Origin of the sequence: Salipiger sp. PrR007, assembly GCF_010499845.1 — a bacterium.
In the GTDB taxonomy this organism is placed as follows: domain Bacteria; phylum Pseudomonadota; class Alphaproteobacteria; order Rhodobacterales; family Rhodobacteraceae; genus Salipiger; species Salipiger pacificus_A.
In genome coordinates this window covers 61,563-82,385 of sequence record NZ_JAAGOZ010000017.1, presented here as the reverse complement: position 1 = coordinate 82,385, position 20,823 = coordinate 61,563, and the positions used below count along the sequence as shown (strand labels likewise).

Sequence of the window (20,823 nt, the reverse complement as noted above, 5' to 3'; positions counted from 1 at the left end):
GGGCGCTTACTCGTCAGACAGAAGTTCCGCCTTCGTAAGCGTGAAACCCGATCCGATCCAGCGTTTCTCGGCTGCGCGCAGCGCCTCGCCCAGTGCGGGCCCCTTGAGCGCGGGCATGAAATCCTTGGCCGAGAGCGGGAAGTTGGCCTCGCTGCCCCGAGCCATCTCGAAGAGCGCCTCTTCCGTCACCGGCTGCTGGAAGCTTGCGGCGCGCAGCAAGAGCACGCTTTGAGCAACCTCGCCGCCGTGGCGATAGGCCAGCTCCGCCGGCCCCTGCGTCTCGCCGATCAGGCCCTGATACAGGGCAAGGTGCCGCTGCTGCGCCTTCGAGAGCCGCAGGTCGGGCGCTTCCACGCCGAGGCTCGCGAGCCGGCGCAGCGCGTCCGGGGCGACGGACAGTCTCTGTTCCTCGGCCACCAGCGGGCCCAGCGCGGTCACCGAAGCTCCGGGCAGCACATGCGCCAGCACGCCGACCTGCGCCATGACCGACACGGCGGGCACCGGATCGGGCGCGGCCAGAAGGCGCAGCATCTCCTGCCCGACACGCTCGCGCGACAGGGTGTCCAGCCCGTCCAGCGTTTCGGCAATGCCCGCCAGCGCGTCAGGATCGAAGCCCTGCCCGGGATCGCCGTACCAGGCGGAGAAGCGGAAATAGCGCAGCGTGCGCAGGTAGTCCTCGCGGATACGGTCGGTGGCCGCGCCGATGAAGCGCACCCGGCGGGCGCGCAGGTCCGGCAGGCCGTCCAGCGGATCGAAAATCAGACCCCGCGCATCCGCATAGAGCGCATTCATGGTGAAATCGCGCCGCGCCGCATCCTCGGCGATGTCGTCCGAAAAGCGCACCACGGCGCGGCGACCATCCGTCTCGGTGTCGGCGCGGAAGGTGGTGATCTCGTGGCCAATGCCGCCCGCCACCACCGTCACCGTGCCATGCTCGATGCCCGTGGGCACCGGCTTCAGCCCCGCCGCCTGCGCCAGTTCGACCACCCGCTCGGGGCGCGCATCGCTGGCGATGTCGACGTCGCTCACCGCCACGCCCATCAGCGCGTTGCGCACGCAGCCACCGACCACGTAGCCCTGATGCCCGCCGTCCTCGAGCATGGCGAGCACCTGCTGCGTCTCGGGCCGGGTCAGCCAGTCGCCGGTGACCGTGACCGTGGTCTTAGCAAGGCTCATGCCATGCGCTCCGCCAGCCCGCGCAGCATCCGTGCCGTCGCGCCCCAGATATAATAAGGGCCGAAAGGCACCGTCCAGTAATGCCGCGTGGCGCCGCGCCAGCGGCGGCCCTGGATGCTATACCGCTCCAGATCGGCGACATGCTCGAAGGGCACGCGAAACACCTCGGCGACCTCGCCGGGCTCCGGAACAGGGTCGAAGTCGTACATGACGAGGCCGATGACCGGGGTCACATGGAAGCCGGTGACCGTCTCGTGCGGCGGCAGCGTTCCCAGCACGTCCACCCGGCTCTCGGAAAGACCCACCTCCTCGCGCGCTTCGCGCAGAGCGGCGGCGACCTCGTCCTCGTCACCGGGATCGACCTTGCCGCCCGGGAAGGCGATCTGGCCCGGGTGGTGCTTGAGCCTCGAGCTGCGCTTGGTCAACACCAGCTCGAGCCCCTGCTCGCAGGCGACGAAGCCGGCGAGGACGCCGGCGGGACGCAGCTTGCGCCCCTCCGGCAGGACCGTGCCCGGGTTCAGATCGAAATCGGAGGAGGCGCCAGAGGTAGCCTCCAGCGCCCGTTTCAGCAGATCGATCTGATCCCGGACCGCGCTCACTTCTTGGCCTCGAACCCGACCGTTTCCGGGTCAAGCTCGTAATGCGCGCCGCAGAACTGGCAGTCGGCGGTGACCTTGCCGTCCTCGGTGGTCATCTTCTCGATGTCCCGCGCCGAGTAGATCGACAGCGACTGGCGCACGCGGTCTTCCGAGCAGGTGCAGCCGAAGCGCACCGGCTGGGCGTCGAACACCCGCGGGTTCTCCTCGTGGTAAAGACGCACCAGCAGGTCGGTCGGCGCGATGTCCGGGCCGATCAGTTCCAGCTCATCCACCGTGTCGAGGTGGAAGTTCACGCGGCGCCAGTTCTCACCGTCGTCCGTATCGCCCAGCAGGTCCTCGGGACGCAGCACGCCGTTCTCGCCGGTGCCGCCCTCGCCGTCGACTTGCGGCTTGGCGAAGGGCGACGCCTTGGGCATGTGCTGCAGCATCACGCCGCCGGCGCGCCAGTGCGAGCTGCCATCCGCCTGCGGCACGTTGCCGAAGTTGAGCATGAAGCGGGTCGGGATCTGCTCGGACTGGGCGAAATAGCTCTCGGCGCAGCGCGCCAGTGCACCGCCCGCAAGCGGGGTGATGCCTTGGTAGGGCGTGGTGCCCTTGCCCTGGTCGATGAGCACGGCGAAATAGCCGTCTTCGAGCTGGTCATAGGCCGGCGCTTCGGTGATCTGGTCGCGGTCGAAGCTGGCGTAGGCGCGCAGACGGGCCGGCTCGCCCTCTTTGGTGGGGGCAAAGTAGTCGGTCGCGATCATGCGCAGCGCGCCGCGGGTCTGCACCTGCAGCGAGAGCTTCCAGCGCAGCTTCATGGTCTGGCCGATCAGCGCGGTCAGCAGGGTCATCTCCGCGATCAGAGCCTCGACAGGCTCCGGGTAGTCATGTTGGCTGAGGACCCCGTTCAGCACCCCGTCGAGCCGCGCCACGCGGCCCCGGATGTCGGCGTGATCCAATTGAAATGGCAGGACGGTATCGTCCCAGGCGAGTTTGCTGCCGATGGTCATGGGGTTTCCTTATCTGCCGGATCTTGGCATATCGGCCCCATATAAGCAGCAAAAACACGGGAACCAAGGGGGACCGATGACTGCAAGATACGGCGAGCCGCCCGAATCCGGGCGCAGGTACACCCTCCGCCCCGGAGCCTATGCAATCTTGCCGCGAAACGGGGCCGTGCTGGTCACCCATCAGGCAGATCCCTGGCCCGAGTACCAACTGCCCGGCGGCGGCATCGACGCGGGCGAGTCGCCGATCGCGGCGCTGCACCGCGAGGTCTTCGAGGAAACCGGCTGGAAGATCGCTCAGCCGCGTCGTCTCGGGGCGTTCCGCCGCTTCACCTACATGCCCGAATACGATCTTTGGGCCGAGAAGCTCTGCATCATCTACGCCGCCCACCCGGTCCGGCCGCTCGGCGCGCCCAGCGAGCCCGGCCACCAGGCGGTATGGATGGACCCGGTGCTGGCCTCGGAGATCCTCGGCAACCCGGGCGACCGCGACTTCCTGCGCCGCGTCCTGCGCTGATCGGGGTCAAATCCCGCCGAATTCCAGCAGCGCGGCCGAGACGTCATCCTCCAGCCGCGCACCGCGGCCCATGCGCTGGGTGACCCGCCAGAAGAGATCGTCGAGATACTCGGTGCCCTGTCCCTGCACTTCGGGCGCCAGTGCCCGCAGCCCTGCAAGATCAAGCTGCGTGCCATCGGTCATCAGCGCCTCGGTCAGCCCGTCGGAATAGAGCAGCAGCCGGTCGCCGGGGCGCATCTGCAGCCGCAGCCGCTCGTAGCGCGCGCCGGGGATCAGCCCGACCGGCAAGCCGCCCTTCCCGATGAACTCGGCACCACCGCCGGCGCGCAGCAGCAGCGGCGGCGGGTGTCCCGCCTGCACCAGCTCGACCTTGCCGGAATCGAGATCGGCCACGGCATAGGCCATGGTCAGATACTCCGCCACGCCCGGGTCCGCCGCCAAACGCTCGTTGAGCCGTCGCGCGACCTCCTCGGGCGGACGGAAGAGCGTCCCGTGCACGATCCTCTCGAGCGCGATGTTCTGATCGGGAAAGTCGCCACCCAGCAGCCCGGCGATCCGCGCGGTCATCAGCGCCGAGGTGATACCGTGCCCCGACACGTCGATGCTGTAGAGCCCGACGCTGCGTTCGCAATGCGAGAAGCTGCCCACCAGATCGCCGCCCACATGGCCGCAGGGCTTGAGCAGCAGGCTCACCTGCGAGGTGCCGATGCGCCGATTACGGCGCGGCACCAGCGCCTGCTGGATGGTGCGGGCCTGCTGCAGGTCGCGGTCCACGGCGTCATAGGCCTCCTGCAGCCGCCCGAGAGTCGCCGAAAGCTGACGCTGCATCTGCAGGATCCGCGCCCCGGCGTTGATCCGCGCCCGCAGTTCGCTGGCGTTCACCGGCTTGGTGAGGAAATCATCCGCCCCAGCGTCGAGCCCGCGGGCGATCTCGGCCTTGTCGCTCTTGCTGGTGAGCAGGATGAAATAGCCATAGCGTTCGCCGCATTGGGCACGAAACAGGCGGCAGAACTCAAGCCCGTCCATTCCGGGCATCATCCAGTCGGAAAGCACCGCATCGGGGCGCATCTCGGCGCAGAGCAGCAGCGCCTCGGCACCGCTCTGCGCCTGCGACACCTCGAGCCCCCAGCGCTGCAGCATCGACGAGAGGATCTTCAGTTGCAGCGGGCTGTCATCCACGACCAACACGCGCCGGATCGGGGCTCGCCCCCAGCCTGGTTCGAAACTCTCGGCGGTGTTCGGGATCACTCTGCGTCCTTCCAAGCTGCATCTGACCGGAATGCAGCCTAGGGTCCGCGCGTTAATGCGTGCTTTCAGCGATGGCAGTCCCCCGCACCGAAACGCTTCGTTCAGCTTTGCATGCAAGTCTCCGCACAGGAGGTACCCAGATGACCGAAGCCCCGACATCCCCCGCCACGCGCTCCCCCGGATCAGAGCCGGGTGGCCCGCTCATCGACTGGCACAGGGTGGCCGAGCTGCGCAACGAGATCGGGGCAGAGCATTTCGACGAGGTGGTCGCGCTCTTCCTGACCGAGGTGCAGGCCACGCTCGACCGCCTGCCCGCGCATCCCGGGTCTCTGCAGGAACTCTCCGAACAGCTGCATTTCCTCAAGGGCAGCACGCTCAATCTCGGCTTCGAGCGGCTCTCGGCCCTTTGCGAGGCCGGGGAACTGGCGATCACCGCCGGGCTCGGCGCGCCGCTTGATCCCGAGTTGCTGCGCCGCTGCTACGCCCGCTCACGCGAGGAATTCCTCGCGCAGTTGCCTGAGCATCGCGCCGCCTGAACCCTGTGGATCAGGCTCTGCGCCGGGCAGATCGCGCCCAGCGCATCGTCGCACGCCGTGATCAGATCACGAATTGCGCCAGCACCTCGTCGTCGGTGATGTCACGATAGGCATATCCATGGGCGTCGAGATCGCTGAAAAGCCGGTCGAAATTCGCCGGATCCGCGGTCTCGATCCCGATCAGCACCGACCCGAAGTTGCGCGCCGATTTCTTCAGGTATTCGAACCGCGCGATATCATCCTCCGGCCCAAGGAAGTTCAGGAAATCCTTCAGCGCGCCGGGCCGCTGTGGCAGCCTCAGGATGAAGTATTTCTTCACCCCCGAGTAGCGCTGCGCCCGCTCCTTCACCTCCGGCAGACGTTCGAAGTCGAAATTGCCGCCCGAGGTGATGCAGACCACGGTCTTGCCGCGGATCGACTGTCCGAGATCCTTCAGCGCGTCGATCGACAGCGCCCCGGCGGGCTCCAGCACCACGCCCTCGACGTTCAGCATCTCGAGAATGGTGGTGCAAAGCCGGTCCTCGTTCACCGCCAGCGTGTTCGCCACCCCGACGCCCTTCAGCACCTCGAAGGTTTTGGCGCCGATCCGCGCGACCGCCGCCCCATCTGCGAAAGTGTTCACCGATGGCAGGGTCACCGGCTTGCCCGCCTCGAGCGCCGCGCGCAGGCAGGCGCCGCCCAGAGGCTCGACAAAGGTGTATTGGCTCGCCGTGCCGAAATAGCTCAGCAGCCCCGAGCCAAGCCCGCCACCGCCCACCGGGATCACCAGATGGTCCGGCACCCGGCCGAGTTGCGCCTCGATCTCCACCGCCACGGTGGCCTGCCCCTCGATCACGTCCTCATCGTCGAAGGGCGACAGGAAATGCCCGCCGATCTCGGCGCAATAGTCCTGCGCGGCGCTGAGGCATTCGTCGAAATAGTCTCCGACAAGGCGGATCTCGACATTCTCGCCGCCGAACATGCGGGTCTTCTGGATCTTCTGCTGCGGCGTGGTCACCGGCATGAAGATCACCCCGGTCTTGCCGAACTGCCGGCACATGTAGGCGACGCCCTGCGCGTGGTTGCCGGCGCTGGCGGCAACAAAGGTCTCGACCTCGGGACGCTTGCGCATGGCATTGAAGGCGCCGCGCAGCTTGTAGCTGCGCACCGGGCTCAAATCCTCGCGCTTGAGCCAGATGTCGGCGCCGAAAATCGCCGAAAGGTGATCGTTGCGCAGAAGCGGCGTCTCGGGAAAGACCGAGCGCATCTCTTGCGTGGCGGCGCGGGCGTGAGCGAGAAAATCATCCATGCCCTAGGCATGTGGCGCATCGGCACGCTTTGCGCAAGGCCGCTGAAGGCCCGCTCGACGCTCAATCGATCGGGCGCTTCTCGACGAAATGGCCGTAGAGCGAGGTCAGCACCGAGATGCCGATCATCGTGGCGAACCAGTTGATCACCAGCCCGTAGACGAGGTTGACGATCGACCCCGCGCTGTTGTCGATCAGTGCCGGAAGCTCGACCAGCAACGAGCCACCGATCACCAGCATGGCCAGGGTCACCACCGCGCCATCGTCCTCGGCGGTGGCGCGCCAGGCCTGCTTCAGCGTCAGCTTCTCGCCCACCGCCGAGGCCGGCAAGATCAGCCCGAGCCGGAAGAACAGGTAGCCGCCCAGCCCGACAAGGCCGAAGACAAGCACCGGCGCCAGCCCGGGCACCGCCGCGCCGATCAGCGCCACCGGGATGGCCGAGATCATCATGCCGAGGAAGATCACCAGCGCGATGAGGATCGACCGGCCGAAATAGCCAAGGATCTCGCCACCGTGCCATCGTGGCAGCCAGCCGCGCGGCTCTTCGCCGGTCAGCACGAAACGGTGCCACGCCACAGCGATCCAGAGGCTGGCGAGCACCGCCAGCACCACAAGCGCCAGGGCCGGAAGGCCGATCACCTGTACGGGCAGCCCGTCCGGGCCAGCGTCATCGGCATGCAGGTAGGTGGCGATCTGGCTGGCGGCCTGCACGAGGTAGAGCACGAGCGAGACGCGCAGCGCGGTGCCGATGTTGTCGACCACCATCCGCAGCGAATGCACGAAAATGCGCCAACCTTTCATGAAACCCCCGCCGCGTTTTGCCCAGACATCGCCGACGGCTAGCATATGAGCCCGGAAGGTCAACGGGCGATCCTTGATACCGGGGATAAAACCCAGTAATGCGCGAGGCCAGTTCATACGTGAGGGAAAGCCCATGTCCGCGCCCAAGAAAGTCGTCCTGGCCTATTCCGGGGGCCTCGACACCTCGATCATCCTGAAGTGGCTCCAGACCGAATACGGCTGCGAGGTCGTCACCTTCACCGCCGACCTCGGCCAGGGTGAAGAGCTCGAACCGGCCCGCGCCAAGGCAGAAATGCTCGGCGTGTCGAAAGTCTATATCGAGGATCTGCGCGAAGAGTTCGTGCGCGATTTCGTCTTCCCGATGTTCCGCGCCAATGCCCTCTACGAAGGGCTCTACCTGCTTGGCACCTCGATCGCCCGTCCGCTGATCTCGAAGCGGCTGGTCGAGATCGCCGCGGCCGAGGGCGCCGACGCGGTGGCCCATGGCGCGACCGGCAAGGGCAACGACCAGGTGCGTTTCGAACTGGCCGCCTATGCGCTGAACCCCGACATCAAGGTGATCGCACCCTGGCGCCTCTGGGACCTGACCTCGCGCACCCGTCTTCTGGAGTTCGCCGAGCAGAACCAGATCCCCGTCGCCAAGGACAAGCGCGGCGAGGCGCCGTTCTCGGTCGACGCCAACCTTCTGCACACCTCTTCCGAGGGCAAGGTTCTCGAGAATCCCGCCGAGGAAGCGCCCGAATACGTTCTGCAGCGCTCCGTTCCCGTCGAGCAGGCTCCGAACGAGCCGGAATACGTCGAAGTGACCTTCGAAAAGGGTGACGCCGTGGCGATCAACGGCGAGGCCATGTCACCCGCGACGATCCTCACCAAGCTCAACGAGCTTGGCGGCAAGCACGGCATCGGTGTTCTCGATCTTGTCGAGAACCGCTTCGTCGGCATGAAGTCGCGCGGGATCTACGAGACCCCGGGCGGCACGATCCTGCTGGAAGCGCACCGCGGCATCGAGCAGATCACGCTCGACAGCGGCGCCGGCCACCTCAAGGACTCGATCATGCCGCGCTACGCCGAGCTGATCTACAACGGCTTCTGGTTCTCGCCCGAGCGCGAGATGCTGCAGGCGCTCATCGACAAGAGCCAGGAGCACGTCAGCGGCACCGTCCGCCTGAAGCTCTACAAGGGCTCGGCCCGCACCGTGGCGCGCTGGTCGGATGAATCGCTCTACTCCGAGGCGCATGTGACCTTCGAGGATGACGCCGGCGCCTATGACCAGCAGGACGCGGCGGGCTTCATCCAGCTCAACGCCCTGCGCCTGAAGCTGCTGGCCGCACGGAAACGCCGCCTGAACGGCTGAGCCCTTTCCCAGCGCTCTGTTTGATGATCCCCGCCGGAGACGCCTCCGGCGGGATTTCTTTTGCCTGTTGGCCCTCCGCACCCGCCCTTCTGATAGGCACAAACATCCCGGGGCGGTCCGCGCGCAGGCGCGTAAGGGGCTGCGCCCCGGTTTCGCCTTCGGCCTGCGCCGCGCTAGACTGGTGCGTATGACGGGGGGCGCTCTCATGGCCGAACTACAGGAATTTCTCGACGCGCAGGAGCAGGTCTGGCCGCAGGTCGTGCGCGAATTGCAGGCCGGGCAGAAGGTGAGCCATTGGATCTGGTGGGTCTTTCCGCAGCTCGAGACGCTCGGCCGCTCGGCGCGCGCTCGGCATTTCGGACTGCGCGATGCCGAGCAGGCCCGGGTCTATCTCGCGCATCCGGTGCTGGGGCCGCGGCTGGCCGAGGCCTCGGGCTGGCTGCTGGATCACCCGGGGCGGAGCCCCGAGGCAATGCTCGGCCCGGTGGATGCGCTGAAGGTGCGCTCGAGCATGACGCTCTTCGAGGCGGTGCCCGGCGCGCCAGAGGTGTTTTCGCAGGTGCTGGAGCGCCTCTACGGCGGGAGCCGCTGCCCGCTCACGCGCGCGGCATTGCAGGGCGAACCCTGAGACACCGATCAAGGCTGATGCAAAAAAATTGCCGCCTCCGGTCACGACACCGGAGGCGGCCCAAGACGCGCCGAGGTGGGGATACGCAAGCGCGCCCTAGCTTGTGAGCGCCCGCCGCCGTCCACGTGGGGACCCGTAGATGCGGCTGGCACCATGGCCCATTTTCGGGAGGCCCTGTTGCGCCCCCTTTGACAGGCTTTGTTCTGTCTTTTCTTCCGTGACCCGTCGTCCGAACTCTTCCGCCACCTTGGACAATGGCGACAAATTGTTAACAACACCTCTAGGCCACAACCGGACCGGACGAGGGCCACGTCTTACCCTTCCCGCCGCGAAATCGGAGGCAGGAGCACCCCCCGACACCGCGGCACTGCTTCAGACACGCAACTCCTCCGCGAAGAGTTTCACCCGCGTGCAACTTTTTTTCCGATTTTTCCGCGAAGCGGACATGGCACCATTTCCGCACCCGGCGTCGGCAGAAACGTGGCGCGCAGGGCCACCCGGCTCACCAAGCAGTGAGACCTTCGCAAAACCATTGATCGCGCGACCGGAGCAGCGCAGGCTTGTCGCAAGAGAAGAGGGAGGAGATATGAAACACCTTGTTTCGGGACTGTTCCTGGCCGCGTTGAGCCTATTTGGCGCGGCCTCGCCCGCGGCTGCGGAGACGCGCGAGATCATCGTCGCCGGCGGCTGCTTCTGGTGCGTCGAGGCGGACTTCGAGAAGGTCACCGGCGTGCGCGAGGCAATCTCGGGGTACACCGGCGGCGCGCTGGCGAACCCCAGCTACAAGCAGGTCAGCCGCGGTGGCACCGGCCATTACGAGGCGGTGCGCATCCTCTACGACGACAGCCGCGTTTCGGCCGAAGACCTCTATGCGCTGTTCTTCCGATCCATCGACCCCACCGACGCAGGCGGGCAGTTCTGCGACCGCGGCGACAGCTACCGCACGGCGATTTTCGCCAATGGTCCGGCGCAGAAACGCGCGGCGATGGAAGCCAAGGCGCAGGCGCAGGCGGCGCTTGGGCAGACCATCGTCACCCCGGTTCTGCAGGCGAGCCGCTTCTGGCCCGCCGAGGCCGAGCATCAGGATTATTACAAGGGCACGGGGCTCGTGCTCACCCGCTTCGGGCCGCTGAAGCAATCCTCGGCCTACAAGCGCTATCGTGACGCCTGCGGGCGGGATGCGCGGGTTCGGGCGCTCTGGGGCAGCGCCGCGGCCTTCGCCGGGGGATGATCCCCCCACCCGCCTGCGGAGGGCTCTCCCTTGGAAGTTCGCGCCGCGAAGCTCGGCTCAGAAGCGATACTCGGTGACGTCCTTGAGATCGGGGATGACGTCGGCGGTGCCTTGGCGGGTGACCATGATCGCGGCGGCACGCTGCGCCATCTCGATCGAAGTGACCATGGGCAGACCCCGATCGAGACCCGCAAGCAGGTAGCCGGTGAATGTGTCACCCGCGCCGGTGGTATCCACGGGGGTCACCGGCAAGGCTGCGAAATCGCGGGTTTGGCGCGAATCCGTGTTGATCCACCGGCAGCCGCGGGCGCCGAGCGTCACCACCACGTCGCGCACCGGGATACTGTCGATGCCCTGCCCGGTTGCCTTCTCGAGCTGCGCGGCCTCGATCTCGTTCAGCACCAGCAGATCGAGAAGCGGCAGCACCAGCGTGACCGCATCGGCATCGAAGGGCGCGGCGGCATAGGCCACGCGCAGCCCGCGCGCCGAGGCCAGCTCGGCCGCCTCGCGCTGCGCGTTGGTCTCGTTCTGGAAGACGAAGATGTCCTCGGGCAAAGCCTCGGCCAGCCCGGCCTCGATGCGCTCGACCGAAAGCGCGCGGTTGGCGCCGGGGTAGATCAGGATGCAGTTCTCGGCCTCGGCATCGAGCATGATGATGGCATGGCCCGTGGCCTCGGAGAGCACCGCGATCTGCCGCGTGTCGACGCCATATTCCGTGAGCCGCTCGATCGCCCAGCGCCCGTCGTCGCCAACCGCCCCGAGATGGCGCACCTGTGCCCCGGCCCGCGCTGCGGCGACCGACATGTTGGCGCCCTTGCCGCCGAGCCCGCGGGTCAGCGAGCTGGTGGCCAGCGTCTCGCCCGGCGCCAGAAGGTGCGGCACGCGATAGGTCATGTCCGCGTTGATGGACCCGAGGTTGTAGATCGCCATGCGCGCGCGCCTTTCAATGTCTGGGAGACTGCGCCTGCCGGACCAGCCCGGCAGGCGCCTGATCGTGTCAGCCGACCTTGCAGGCCGCAAGAACCGCCATGTTCAGGATGTCATTGGCGGTCATCGTCGTCGAGCAGATCTGGATCGAGCTGTCGACGCCCGCAAGGATCGGGCCGATCACCGTGGCGCCGCCCATCTCCTGCATCAGCTTCACCGAGATCGAGGCCGAATGGCGGGCCGGCACCACGAGGATGTTTGCCGGGCCGGTGAGGCGCTGGAATGGGTAGTTTTCCTGCGCCTTGCGGTTCAGCGCCACGTCGACGGTCATCTCGCCCTCGTACTCGAAGTCGACGCCGCGCTGGTCGAGGATCACCGGCGCACGGTGCATCTTCGAGGCGCGCTCCGACACCGGGTAGCCGAAGGTCGAGAAGGACACGAAGGCAACCCGCGGCTCGAGCCCGAGGTGCCGGGCAATGCCGGCGGCGCGCTCGGCGATGTTGGCGAGATCCTCTTCCTCGGGCCATTCGTGCACCAGCGTGTCGGAGATCAGCACGATCCGCCCCTTGTGCATGATCGCGGTGACCCCGGCGGCGCCGTGCTGCGTGTCGGCGTCGAAGACGTGGTTGATCGCCTCGAGCACATGCGCCGACTTGCGCGTCGCGCCGGTGATCAGCCCGTCGCCATGGCCGTGCGCCAGCATCAGCGCAGCAAAGACGTGCCGGTCGCGCGCGGCGAGACGGTGCACGTCCTGACGGTCGTAGCCCTTGCGCTGCAGGCGCTGGTAAAGGAATTCCTTGTAGGTCTCGAGATGCTCGGTGTTGGCGGCGTTCACCACCTTGATCTCGCGCACCGCGTCGGCGAGGCCGCTGGCCTCGAGCTTCTCCTTCACGTCCGCCTCCCGGCCGACGACGATCGCCTTGCCGAAGCCGTTGCGCTGGTACATGACCGCGGCGCGCAGCACGCGCGGATCGTCGCCCTCGGCGAAGATCATCCGCGATTGCGCGGCGCGGGCGCGGTTGTTGATGCCGCGCAGCACCGAGGCGGTCGGGTCCATGCGGCCGCGCAGCCCGGCCTCATAGGCCTCCATGTCGATGATCGGACGACGCGCGGCGCCAGTGTCCATGCCCGCGCGCGCCACGGCGGGCGGGATGCGGTGGATGAGGCGCGGGTCAAAGGGCGTGGGGATGATGTAGTCCCGGCCGAAGGTCAGCGACTTGCCATAGGCCAGCGCCACCTCGTCGGGCACGTCCTCGCGCGCCAGCTCGGCCAGCGCGCGGGCACAGGCGATCTTCATCTCGTCGTTGATCGCCCGGGCGTGGATGTCGAGCGCGCCGCGGAACAGGTAGGGGAAACCAAGGACGTTGTTCACCTGGTTGGGGTAGTCAGAGCGGCCGGTGGCGACGATGGCGTCGACGCGGACCTCATGCGCCTCTTCCGGGGTGATCTCGGGATCGGGGTTCGCCATGGCGAAGATCACCGGGTTGTCGGCCATGCTCTTGACCATGTCCTGGGTGACCGCGCCCTTGGCCGAGACACCAAGGAAGACATCCGCGCCAACCATCGCTTCCTCGAGGCTGCGCAGCTTGGTGTTGGCCGCATGGGCCGACTTCCACTGGTTCATGCCCTCGGTGCGGCCCTGGTAGATCACGCCCTTGGTGTCGCACATGATGCAGTTGTCATGCTGCGCACCCATGGACTTCAGCAGCTCGAGGCAGGCGATGCCCGCCGCCCCCGCGCCGTTGAGGACGATCCGCACGTCCTCGATCTTCTTGCCCGAAAGGTGCAGCGCGTTGATCAGGCCTGCGGCGCAGATCACCGCCGTGCCGTGCTGGTCATCGTGGAAGACCGGGATGTCCATCTCTTCCTTCAGGCGCTGCTCGATGATGAAGCATTCGGGCGCCTTGATATCTTCGAGGTTGATGCCGCCGAAGGTGGGGCCCATCAGCTTGCAGGCCTTAATGAACTCCTCGGGATCCTCGGTGTCGAGCTCGATGTCGATCGAGTTCACGTCGGCGAAGCGCTTGAAGAGCACCGACTTGCCCTCCATCACCGGCTTGCTGCCGAGCGCGCCGAGATTGCCGAGGCCGAGCACCGCCGTGCCGTTCGAGATCACTGCAACGAGGTTGCCCTTGTTGGTGTAGTCGTAAGCCAGCTCGGGGTGGGCGGCGATTTCCTCGCAGGGGACAGCCACGCCGGGGGAATAGGCCAGTGACAAGTCGCGCTGGGTGGTCATCGGGACCGTGGCCTGGACCTCCCATTTGCCGGGGGTCGGATCGAGGTGGAAGGCAAGCGCCTCTTCACGAGTGAATTTTGTTTTTGTCATTGGCTTGCGGTCCTCCGGTAATCGCGGCGTTTCTCTTAGCGCAGGGGAAGCCGCGGCTCAACTGCGCTCGACTGGGCGCATTTCGTCTTTCACCGCCCCTGCGCGCTTTGATATGTCTGCCCGAAGCAGCACTGGGGGACTAGATGACGGCAGTCACGCCGATGATGGCGCAATATCTTGAGATCAAGGCGCAATATCCGGATGCGCTCCTTTTCTACCGGATGGGCGACTTCTACGAGATGTTCTTCGACGACGCGGTGGCGGCGTCCGAGGCGCTGGACATCGCGCTGACAAAGCGCGGCAAGCATGCGGGCGACGACATTCCCATGTGCGGCGTGCCCGTCCATGCCGCCGAAGGCTACCTGCTGACGCTGATCCGCAAGGGCTTCCGCGTTGCCGTGGGCGAACAGCTGGAAAGCCCCGCAGAGGCGAAGAAGCGCGGCCACAAGTCGGTGGTAAAGCGCGACGTGGTGCGGCTTGTCACCCCCGGCACCCTCACCGAAGAGTCGCTTCTGGAAGCCCGCCGTCACAACTACCTCGCCGCATTGGGCCGCATCAGGGACGATTGGGCGCTGGCCTGGACCGACATTTCCACCGGCGCGCTGCACGTCATGCCGCTGAGCCGCGCCCGCATCGGCGCCGAGCTGGCACGGCTGGCCCCCTCCGAAGTTCTGGTCTCGGACAGCACCGACGAAGAGCTGCGCCCGGTGCTGGGCGATCTTGGCATCTATCCCACCGTGCTGGGCGGGGCGTCCTTCGACAGCACCGGCGCCGAAGAGAGACTGAAGCGGCTCTTCGGCGTGCAGACCCTCTCGGGCTTCGGCGCGTTCGAGCGGCCCGAGCTTTCGGCCCTCGGCGCGCTGGTCGACTATCTCGACATCACGCAAAAGGGCCGCCTGCCCCTGCTCCGCCCGCCGCAGCGCGATGCGGTCTCGAACCTGCTGCAGATCGACGCCGCGACCCGGCGGAACCTCGAACTCACGCATTCGATGAACGGCGGCCGCGCGGGCTCGCTGCTCTCGGTGATCGACCGGACGGTGACGCCGGGCGGCGCGCGGCTGCTGGAGAGGCGCGTGTCCTCTCCCTCGCGCAATCTGGAGATGATCGAAGCCCGGCTTCAGGCTCTGGACTGGGCGATGGAGAGCGGTGAGGTGAAGCTTCTGCGCGACAGCCTGCGCAAGGTGCCCGACCTCGACCGCGCGCTCTCGCGGCTTGGTCTCGACCGGGGCGGCCCGCGCGATCTGGCCGCCGTGCGCAATGCGCTGGCGCAGGCCGAGGAGATCGCCGAGACCCTCGATAGAGCCGAATTGCCGCCGCTGCTGCGCGATGCACGTGAAACACTCACCGGCCACGACGAGCTGATCGCCATGCTCGAGGCCGCGCTGATCGCCGAGCCGCCGCTGATGGTGCGCGACGGCGGGTTCATCGCGCCCGGCTATGATGCGCAGCTCGACGAGGCCCGCACCCTGCGCGACCAGGGGCGCGGCGTGATCGCCTCGATGCAGGCGAAATATGCCGAGATGGCCGGGGTGAATTCGCTGAAGATCAAGCACAACAACGTGCTCGGCTACTTCATCGAGACCACCGCGACCCATGCCGAAAAGATGATGTCTGCGCCACTGAACGAGACCTTCATTCACCGCCAGACCACCGCCAATCAGGTGCGCTTCACCACGGTCGAGCTGACCGAGCTGGAAACCCGCATCCTCAACGCCGGAAACGAGGCGCTGGAGATCGAAAAGCGGCTCTATGAAAGCCTGAAAAGCGCCATCCTCGAGCGTGCGCCGCAGGTGTCGGAGACTGGCCTCTCGCTGGCGGAGTTTGACGTGGCGCTGGGGCTCGCCGACCTTGCAAAGGCTCAGAAGTGGGCCCGCCCGCAGGTTGATGACAGCCGCGCCTTCGAGATCGAGGCAGGCCGCCACCCGGTGGTGGAACGCGCCCTGCAGCAACAAGGCGGCGCGCCCTTCATCGCCAATGATTGTGCCTTGAACGCGAATGGCGACGGCGCAGCGGTGACGCTGCTCACCGGCCCGAACATGGCCGGTAAGTCGACCTACCTGCGGCAGAACGCGCTGATCGCGCTGCTGGCGCAGATGGGATCGTATGTCCCTGCGGACCGCGCGCATCTGGGCGTGGTGAGCCAGATCTTCAGCCGCGTCGGAGCCTCGGACGATCTGGCGCGCGGCCGCTCGACCTTCATGGTCGAGATGGTCGAGACCGCCGCGATCCTCAACCAGGCCGACGACCGGGCGCTGGTGATCCTCGACGAGATCGGCCGGGGCACAGCCACCTATGACGGTCTGTCGATCGCCTGGGCGACACTTGAGCATCTGCACGGGGTCAACCGCGTGCGCGGGCTCTTCGCCACGCATTACCACGAGCTGACCCAGCTTGCCGCCAAGCTCGAAGGGGTCGGCAATGCCACCGTCGCGGTGAAAGAATGGGAAGGCGAGGTGATCTTCCTGCACGAGGTGCGCGAGGGTGCCGCCGACCGCTCCTACGGCGTTCAGGTCGCGCAGCTGGCGGGCCTGCCCCCCGCGGTCATCGCCCGCGCCCGCGACGTGCTGAGCGCGCTGGAAGAAGGCGAGCGTGGCCGCACCTCGCCAAAGGCCCTGATCGACGACCTGCCGCTCTTTTCGGCGGCCGCGAAACTAGAGCCTGTTGCGGCGCCGAAGGGCCCTTCCGTGGTCGAAGAGCGGCTCGAGACCCTGCTGCCCGACGAGATGAGCCCGCGCGAGGCGCTGCAAGCGATTTACGATCTGAAGGCTCTGCTCAAGGGGTAAGTGCGTTTCACGTGAATCCTTCCGACAGGCTTGGATTCACGTGAAACCGCCCCAGCGCGCGCGGGGCTGCCGCAAAGAAAAACCCCCGGCCTCGCGACCGGGGGTTTTCCGTTTCAATGCTTGAAAGCTCAGCCCTGCATCGAGCTGACGCCGACCTGCGCCGGGCGCAGCAGGCGGTCGTAGAGCATGAAGCCCTCGGCCGAGACCTGGATGATCTCGCCGGCCTTGGTGCCGGGCACCGGGGCCTCGAACATCGCCTCGTGCATCTTCGGGTCGAACTTGTCGCCGACCTCGGGCTTGATCGTGGTCATCCCGTGCTTGCTGAACACGTTGGTCAGCTCGCGCAGCGTCAGTTCCACACCCTCGATCAGGGCCTCGCCGGCCTCTGCCTCGCGCGCGGCGTTCAGCGCGCGGCTCAGGTTGTCGTAGACCGGAAGCAGGTCACGGGCGAGCTTGGAGCCGCCGTACTGCTGCGCCTCGCGGCGGTCCTTGTCGGCGCGCTTGCGGGCGTTCTCGGCGTCGGCCAGCGCCCGCATGAAGCGGTCCTTGTACTCGTCGCGCTCGGCGCGCAGCGAGTCGAGCTCGATCGCCTCGTTGTCGATCTCTTCCATCTCGTCGGCGAAGGCCTCTGCCTCTGCCGCCTCGATATCGTCGAGGAATTCGTCTTTCTTCGCGTCTGCCATGCCTAACCTCTAGCTCCGCTCGGCAATCAGCCTGCCGACCAGCTGTGCCGTGTAGTCCACGATGGGTACGATCCGCCCGTAGTTGAGCCGCGTGGGTCCGATGACCCCGACCGCACCGATTATCTTTCGATCCGCGTTCATATATGGAGAGACCACCAGAGAGGAACCCGAAAGTGAGAAAAGTTTGTTCTCGGAGCCGATAAAAATCCGCACCCCGTCGCCGGTTTCGGCAAGCTGCAGGAACTCGGCGATATCCCGCTTGCGTTCAAGGTCGTCAAACAGCGAGCGGATGCGGTCCAGCTCTTCGGCCTCGCCCTCCTGACCAAGCAGATTCGACGTACCGCGCACGATCAGCCGGGCGGAGTTGTCTGCATTCTTTTCCCAGGCGGCCATCCCGGTTTCGATCAGCTCGGCGGCCAGCGTGTCGATCTCGCGGCGGCGGGTCGCGATCTGGCGCGAGATCTCGCCGCGCAGCTCCGAGAGCGTCTTGCCCTCGATCAGGGCGTTGAGGAAATTCGCCGCCTCACGCATCGAGCTCGGGGTCTGACCTGCGGGCGGGCGGAACAGGCGGTTCTCGACGTGACCATCGCCGAAGACCAGCACCACCAGCGCCCTGTCATGGCCAAGCGAGACAAACTCGATGTGCTTGACCGGCGCCTCGTGCTTTGGCGTCAGAACCAGGGACGCGCCGTGCGTTACCCCCGAAAGCGCCGCACCGACCCGGTCGAGCAGCCCGCCCATGTCGTCGCCGCCCTGCGTGGTGGTTGCCTCCAGCGCCATCCTGTCCGACGTGTCGAGATCGCGCACCTCGAGCAGCCCGTCGACGAACATGCGCAGGCCCACCTGCGTCGGCACGCGGCCCGCAGAAACATGCGGGCTGTCGAGCAGCCCGAGGTATTCGAGATCCTGCATCACGTTGCGGATCGTCGCCGCCGAGACTTTCTCGGACAGGCTGCGCGTCAGGGTGCGCGAGCCCACCGGTTCGCCCGTCTCGAGATAGGATTCAACCACGCGGCGGAACACCTCGCGCGAGCGATCGTTCATCTCCTCGAGAAGCCGGTTTCCCTCAGTCATGCGCAAACTCCCGCTGTTCAGGGTCATTAAAGGCCCCCTTCCGCAGCCGTCAATCGGGGTTGCGGGACAGCATCAGCCCCAGTATCCCGGCAGCAACCGAGAAGAGAGGCACTCATGAGACCTTCTGGACGAGATTTAAGCGATATGCGCAGCGTTTCAATCGAAACGGGCGTCACGAAACATGCCGAAGGCTCCTGCCTGATCAAGATGGGCGATACCCACGTGCTGTGCACCGCCACGCTCGAGGACCGCGTGCCGCCCTTCGTGAAGGGCAGCGGCCTTGGCTGGGTGACCGCGGAATACGGCATGCTGCCGCGCTCCACCGGCTCGCGCATGCGCCGCGAGGCAACCGCCGGCAAGCAGGGCGGCCGCACCGTCGAGATCCAGCGCCTGATCGGCCGGTCGCTGCGCGCCGGTGTCGACCGCGTCGCGCTCGGCGAGCGCCAGATCACCATCGACTGTGACGTGATCCAGGCCGACGGCGGCACCCGCTGCGCGTCGATCACCGGTGGCTGGGTCGCGCTGCGGCTTGCGGTGAACAAGCTGATGAAAACCGGCGCCATCACCACCGACCCGCTGACCCCGGTCGCGGCGGTGAGCTGCGGCATCTACGCCGGCCAGCCCGTTCTGGACCTCGACTATGCCGAGGACAGCGAGGCAGGCGTCGACGGCAACTTCATCCTGCGCGGCGACGGCCAGCTGATCGAAGTTCAGATGTCGGCAGAGGGCGCGACCTTCAGCCGTGACCAGATGAACAAGCTGATGGATCTGGCCGAGGCCGGTGTCTCGCAGCTGGTCGAAGCACAGCTGGCGGCCTGCAAATGAGCCGGGTGTTCAGCGACAAGAAACTGCTGGTCGCGACCCATAACGCGGGCAAGCTCGAGGAGATCACCGAGCTGCTCGCGCCTTACGGGGTCGAAGTGGTGGGCGCGAAGGAGATGAACCTTCCCGAACCCGAGGAAACCGGCACCACCTTTGTCGAGAATGCCCGCATCAAGGCCCATGCCGCCGCCAAGGCCACTGGCCTTCCGGCGCTGGCAGACGACAGCGGCATCTCGGTCGACGCGCTGGACGGCGCCCCCGGTGTCTATACCGCCGATTGGGCCGAAACCCCCAATGGTCGAGACTTCATCATGGCGATGGGCAAGACCCATGACGCCCTGCTGAAGACCGGCGCCGAACAGCCCTGGACCGCGCGCTTCAACTGCACGCTGGTGCTTGCCTGGCCCGATGGCACCGACGCCGTCTTCCCCGGCGTGATGGAGGGCAAGGTCGTCTGGCCGATGCGCGGCGACAATGGCCACGGCTACGACCCGATCTTCCAGCCCGAGGGCTTTGACATCACCTTCGCCGAGATGACCAGCGACGAGAAGAACCGCATCAGCCACCGCGCCGATGCCTTCGCCAAGTTCGTGAAGGGCTGCTTTGCCAGGGACGATGCCTGAGACGTGGCGTGAAGGAGGCTTTGGCCTCTACGTGCATTGGCCTTTCTGCGAGGCCAAATGCCCCTACTGCGACTTCAACAGCCATGTCGTTCGGTCGATCGACCAGACCCGCTGGGCAGACGCACTCAGCTCCGAGGTCCGCCGCTACGGCGAGATGACCTCGGGCCGCATCCTCAACTCCATCTACTTCGGCGGCGGCACGCCCTCTCTCATGGAGCCCGCGACGGTTCAGGCCGTTCTGGACGCCGCGAAAGAGCATTGGACCTGGGCCAATGACATCGAGATCACGCTCGAGGCGAACCCGCGTTCCGTCGAGGTCTCGAAGTTCGAGGGCTTCCGCGAAGCGGGCGTAAACAGGGTCTCCATGGGCATTCAGAGCCTGCGGCCGGACGATCTGCGCCGACTTGGGCGGCTGCATGACGTGGGTGAGGCCATCGCCGCGCTGGAGACCGCCAAGTCGGTTTTCGAAAGGGTCAATTTCGATCTGATCTACGCGCGCGAGAACCAGACCCTGCAAGGCTGGGAAACCGAGCTGCGCGAGGCGCTCGATCTCGCCGCCGACCATCTGTCGCTTTACCAGCTGACCATCGAGGAAGGCACGATGTTCTGGGAACGCGCGCAGCGCGGCCAGATGAAGAAGCTGCCCGACGAGGATCTCGCCGCGGACATGTTCCTCGCCACGCAGGAAATCACTTCGAAAGCGGGCTATGCGCCTTACGAAGTGTCGAACCACGCCCTGCCCGGCGCGCAGTCGCGGCACAATCTCGTCTATTGGCGCGGCGGCGATTACGTCGGCGTTGGCCCCGGTGCCCACGGGCGTGTCACAGTGAACGCCACGCGCCACGCGACCGAGGCCTGGAAAATGCCCGGCGCCTGGATCGAAAAGGCTGAAGCTGGACGCGCGGACAGTGTTTTCGACCCTCTATCTACTGAGGACATCATGACAGAATTTGTCATGATGGGTCTGCGCCTGAGTGAAGGGATCTCCCTCTCGCGCCTTGCCGAGATCTCGCCCAAGCCCCTGCCCGCGCACAAGCTGACCGAGCTTCGGCAACTGGGCCTGATCTGGCGCGACGGCGACCTCATCGGCGCGACGACCGAGGGCCGACTGGTGCTCAACGGCGTGATCTCAGAGCTTCTGACCAACTGACGCCTCGCCGTTTCATGTGAAACGTTACCCACAGGATCCAGCCGGATCCTGTGGAGATCTCTCGGCGTCT

19 protein-coding genes are annotated in these 20,823 nt (G+C 66.4%); 9 read left to right on the top strand and 10 right to left on the bottom strand.

Annotated features, from left to right (window positions below; translation table 11 throughout):
- Nucleotides 1-6 precede the first annotated feature (6 nt).
- From G0Q01_RS07345 to G0Q01_RS07335, 3 genes are read right to left on the bottom strand one after another with little or no spacing between them, the layout of a single operon-like run.
- The gene (locus G0Q01_RS07345) at nt 7-1,176 is read right to left on the bottom strand and encodes a CCA tRNA nucleotidyltransferase (RefSeq protein ID WP_235939780.1); all 1,170 of its coding nucleotides are present in this window, start codon (nt 1,174-1,176) and stop codon (nt 7-9) included.
- Nucleotides 1,173-1,775, bottom strand: coding sequence for a CoA pyrophosphatase (locus G0Q01_RS07340; protein ID WP_164192817.1), 603 nt, complete (start codon nt 1,773-1,775; stop codon nt 1,173-1,175). Before G0Q01_RS07340 ends, G0Q01_RS07345 begins: the two co-directional genes overlap by 4 nt.
- Complete coding sequence (locus G0Q01_RS07335) at nt 1,772-2,767, bottom strand: Hsp33 family molecular chaperone HslO (protein WP_164213163.1); 996 nt, start codon at nt 2,765-2,767, stop codon at nt 1,772-1,774. Before G0Q01_RS07335 ends, G0Q01_RS07340 begins: the two co-directional genes overlap by 4 nt.
- A 76-nt stretch (nt 2,768-2,843) precedes the next feature.
- On the opposite strand from G0Q01_RS07335, the gene G0Q01_RS07330 reads away from it, so the two are divergent.
- Nucleotides 2,844-3,281 carry an NUDIX hydrolase gene (locus tag G0Q01_RS07330; RefSeq protein WP_164213162.1) on the top strand — a complete coding sequence of 146 codons (438 nt, stop codon included), beginning with the start codon at nt 2,844-2,846 and terminating at the stop codon, nt 3,279-3,281.
- Between the two features lie 6 nt (nt 3,282-3,287).
- Here the strand turns inward: G0Q01_RS07330 and G0Q01_RS07325 are convergent, their stop codons facing one another.
- A complete protein-coding gene (locus G0Q01_RS07325) occupies nt 3,288-4,529 on the bottom strand; it encodes a PP2C family protein-serine/threonine phosphatase (RefSeq protein WP_370526686.1) in 1,242 nt (413 codons plus the stop codon).
- A gap of 140 nt (nt 4,530-4,669) precedes the next feature.
- Here G0Q01_RS07325 and G0Q01_RS07320 point away from each other — a divergent pair, with 140 nt between their 5' ends.
- Nucleotides 4,670-5,065 (top strand): Hpt domain-containing protein, encoded by a 396-nt coding sequence (locus G0Q01_RS07320; RefSeq protein ID WP_164213160.1) that lies wholly within the window; start codon nt 4,670-4,672, stop codon nt 5,063-5,065.
- Between the two features lie 61 nt (nt 5,066-5,126).
- On the opposite strand, the gene ilvA is transcribed toward G0Q01_RS07320, so the two are convergent.
- The gene (gene ilvA, locus G0Q01_RS07315; RefSeq protein WP_108964207.1) at nt 5,127-6,353 is read right to left on the bottom strand and encodes a threonine ammonia-lyase IlvA; all 1,227 of its coding nucleotides are present in this window, start codon (nt 6,351-6,353) and stop codon (nt 5,127-5,129) included.
- Nucleotides 6,354-6,414: 61 nt separating this feature from the next.
- A complete protein-coding gene (locus tag G0Q01_RS07310) occupies nt 6,415-7,152 on the bottom strand; it encodes a hypothetical protein (RefSeq protein WP_164213159.1) in 738 nt (245 codons plus the stop codon).
- Nucleotides 7,153-7,285: 133 nt separating this feature from the next.
- Here G0Q01_RS07310 and G0Q01_RS07305 point away from each other — a divergent pair, with 133 nt between their 5' ends.
- The 3 genes from G0Q01_RS07305 to msrA all read left to right on the top strand — a co-directional run bounded on the left by G0Q01_RS07305 (nt 7,286) and on the right by msrA (nt 10,365).
- Nucleotides 7,286-8,506, top strand: a complete 1,221-nt coding sequence (locus G0Q01_RS07305; protein ID WP_108964208.1) for an argininosuccinate synthase — start codon at nt 7,286-7,288, stop codon at nt 8,504-8,506.
- Between the two features lie 205 nt (nt 8,507-8,711).
- The gene (locus G0Q01_RS07300) at nt 8,712-9,134 is read left to right on the top strand and encodes a DUF1810 domain-containing protein (protein WP_203594930.1); all 423 of its coding nucleotides are present in this window, start codon (nt 8,712-8,714) and stop codon (nt 9,132-9,134) included.
- A gap of 586 nt (nt 9,135-9,720) precedes the next feature.
- Nucleotides 9,721-10,365, top strand: a complete 645-nt coding sequence (msrA, locus tag G0Q01_RS07295) for a peptide-methionine (S)-S-oxide reductase MsrA (protein ID WP_164213157.1) — start codon at nt 9,721-9,723, stop codon at nt 10,363-10,365.
- 57 nt (nt 10,366-10,422) lie between these two features.
- On the opposite strand, the gene G0Q01_RS07290 is transcribed toward msrA, so the two are convergent.
- Entirely contained in the window at nt 10,423-11,295 is an 873-nt protein-coding gene (locus tag G0Q01_RS07290) for a ribokinase (RefSeq protein ID WP_164192844.1), read from the bottom strand.
- A gap of 67 nt (nt 11,296-11,362) precedes the next feature.
- On the bottom strand, nt 11,363-13,618 hold the full coding sequence (locus G0Q01_RS07285; protein WP_164213156.1) for an NADP-dependent malic enzyme: 2,256 nt from the start codon (nt 13,616-13,618) through the stop codon (nt 11,363-11,365).
- A gap of 143 nt (nt 13,619-13,761) precedes the next feature.
- On the opposite strand from G0Q01_RS07285, the gene mutS reads away from it, so the two are divergent.
- Nucleotides 13,762-16,401, top strand: coding sequence for a DNA mismatch repair protein MutS (gene mutS / locus G0Q01_RS07280; protein ID WP_235939770.1), 2,640 nt, complete (start codon nt 13,762-13,764; stop codon nt 16,399-16,401).
- Nucleotides 16,402-16,529: 128 nt separating this feature from the next.
- On the opposite strand, the gene G0Q01_RS07275 is transcribed toward mutS, so the two are convergent.
- Both G0Q01_RS07275 and hrcA read right to left on the bottom strand, forming a co-directional pair.
- A complete protein-coding gene (locus G0Q01_RS07275) occupies nt 16,530-17,084 on the bottom strand; it encodes a nucleotide exchange factor GrpE (protein WP_164192852.1) in 555 nt (184 codons plus the stop codon).
- A 9-nt stretch (nt 17,085-17,093) separates the two neighbouring features.
- On the bottom strand, nt 17,094-18,158 hold the full coding sequence (gene hrcA, locus G0Q01_RS07270) for a heat-inducible transcriptional repressor HrcA (RefSeq protein WP_164192856.1): 1,065 nt from the start codon (nt 18,156-18,158) through the stop codon (nt 17,094-17,096).
- Between the two features lie 114 nt (nt 18,159-18,272).
- Here hrcA and rph point away from each other — a divergent pair, with 114 nt between their 5' ends.
- The 3 genes from rph to hemW are packed head-to-tail and all read left to right on the top strand — an operon-like array spanning nt 18,273 to nt 20,753.
- Complete coding sequence (gene rph / locus G0Q01_RS07265) at nt 18,273-18,983, top strand: ribonuclease PH (RefSeq protein ID WP_108964215.1); 711 nt, start codon at nt 18,273-18,275, stop codon at nt 18,981-18,983.
- On the top strand, nt 18,980-19,603 hold the full coding sequence (rdgB, locus tag G0Q01_RS07260) for an RdgB/HAM1 family non-canonical purine NTP pyrophosphatase (RefSeq protein ID WP_164192859.1): 624 nt from the start codon (nt 18,980-18,982) through the stop codon (nt 19,601-19,603). Before rph ends, rdgB begins: the two co-directional genes overlap by 4 nt.
- Nucleotides 19,596-20,753, top strand: coding sequence for a radical SAM family heme chaperone HemW (gene hemW, locus G0Q01_RS07255; protein ID WP_164192863.1), 1,158 nt, complete (start codon nt 19,596-19,598; stop codon nt 20,751-20,753). The genes rdgB and hemW overlap by 8 nt, the downstream gene beginning before the upstream one ends.
- The last annotated feature ends 70 nt before the right edge of the window (nt 20,754-20,823 follow it).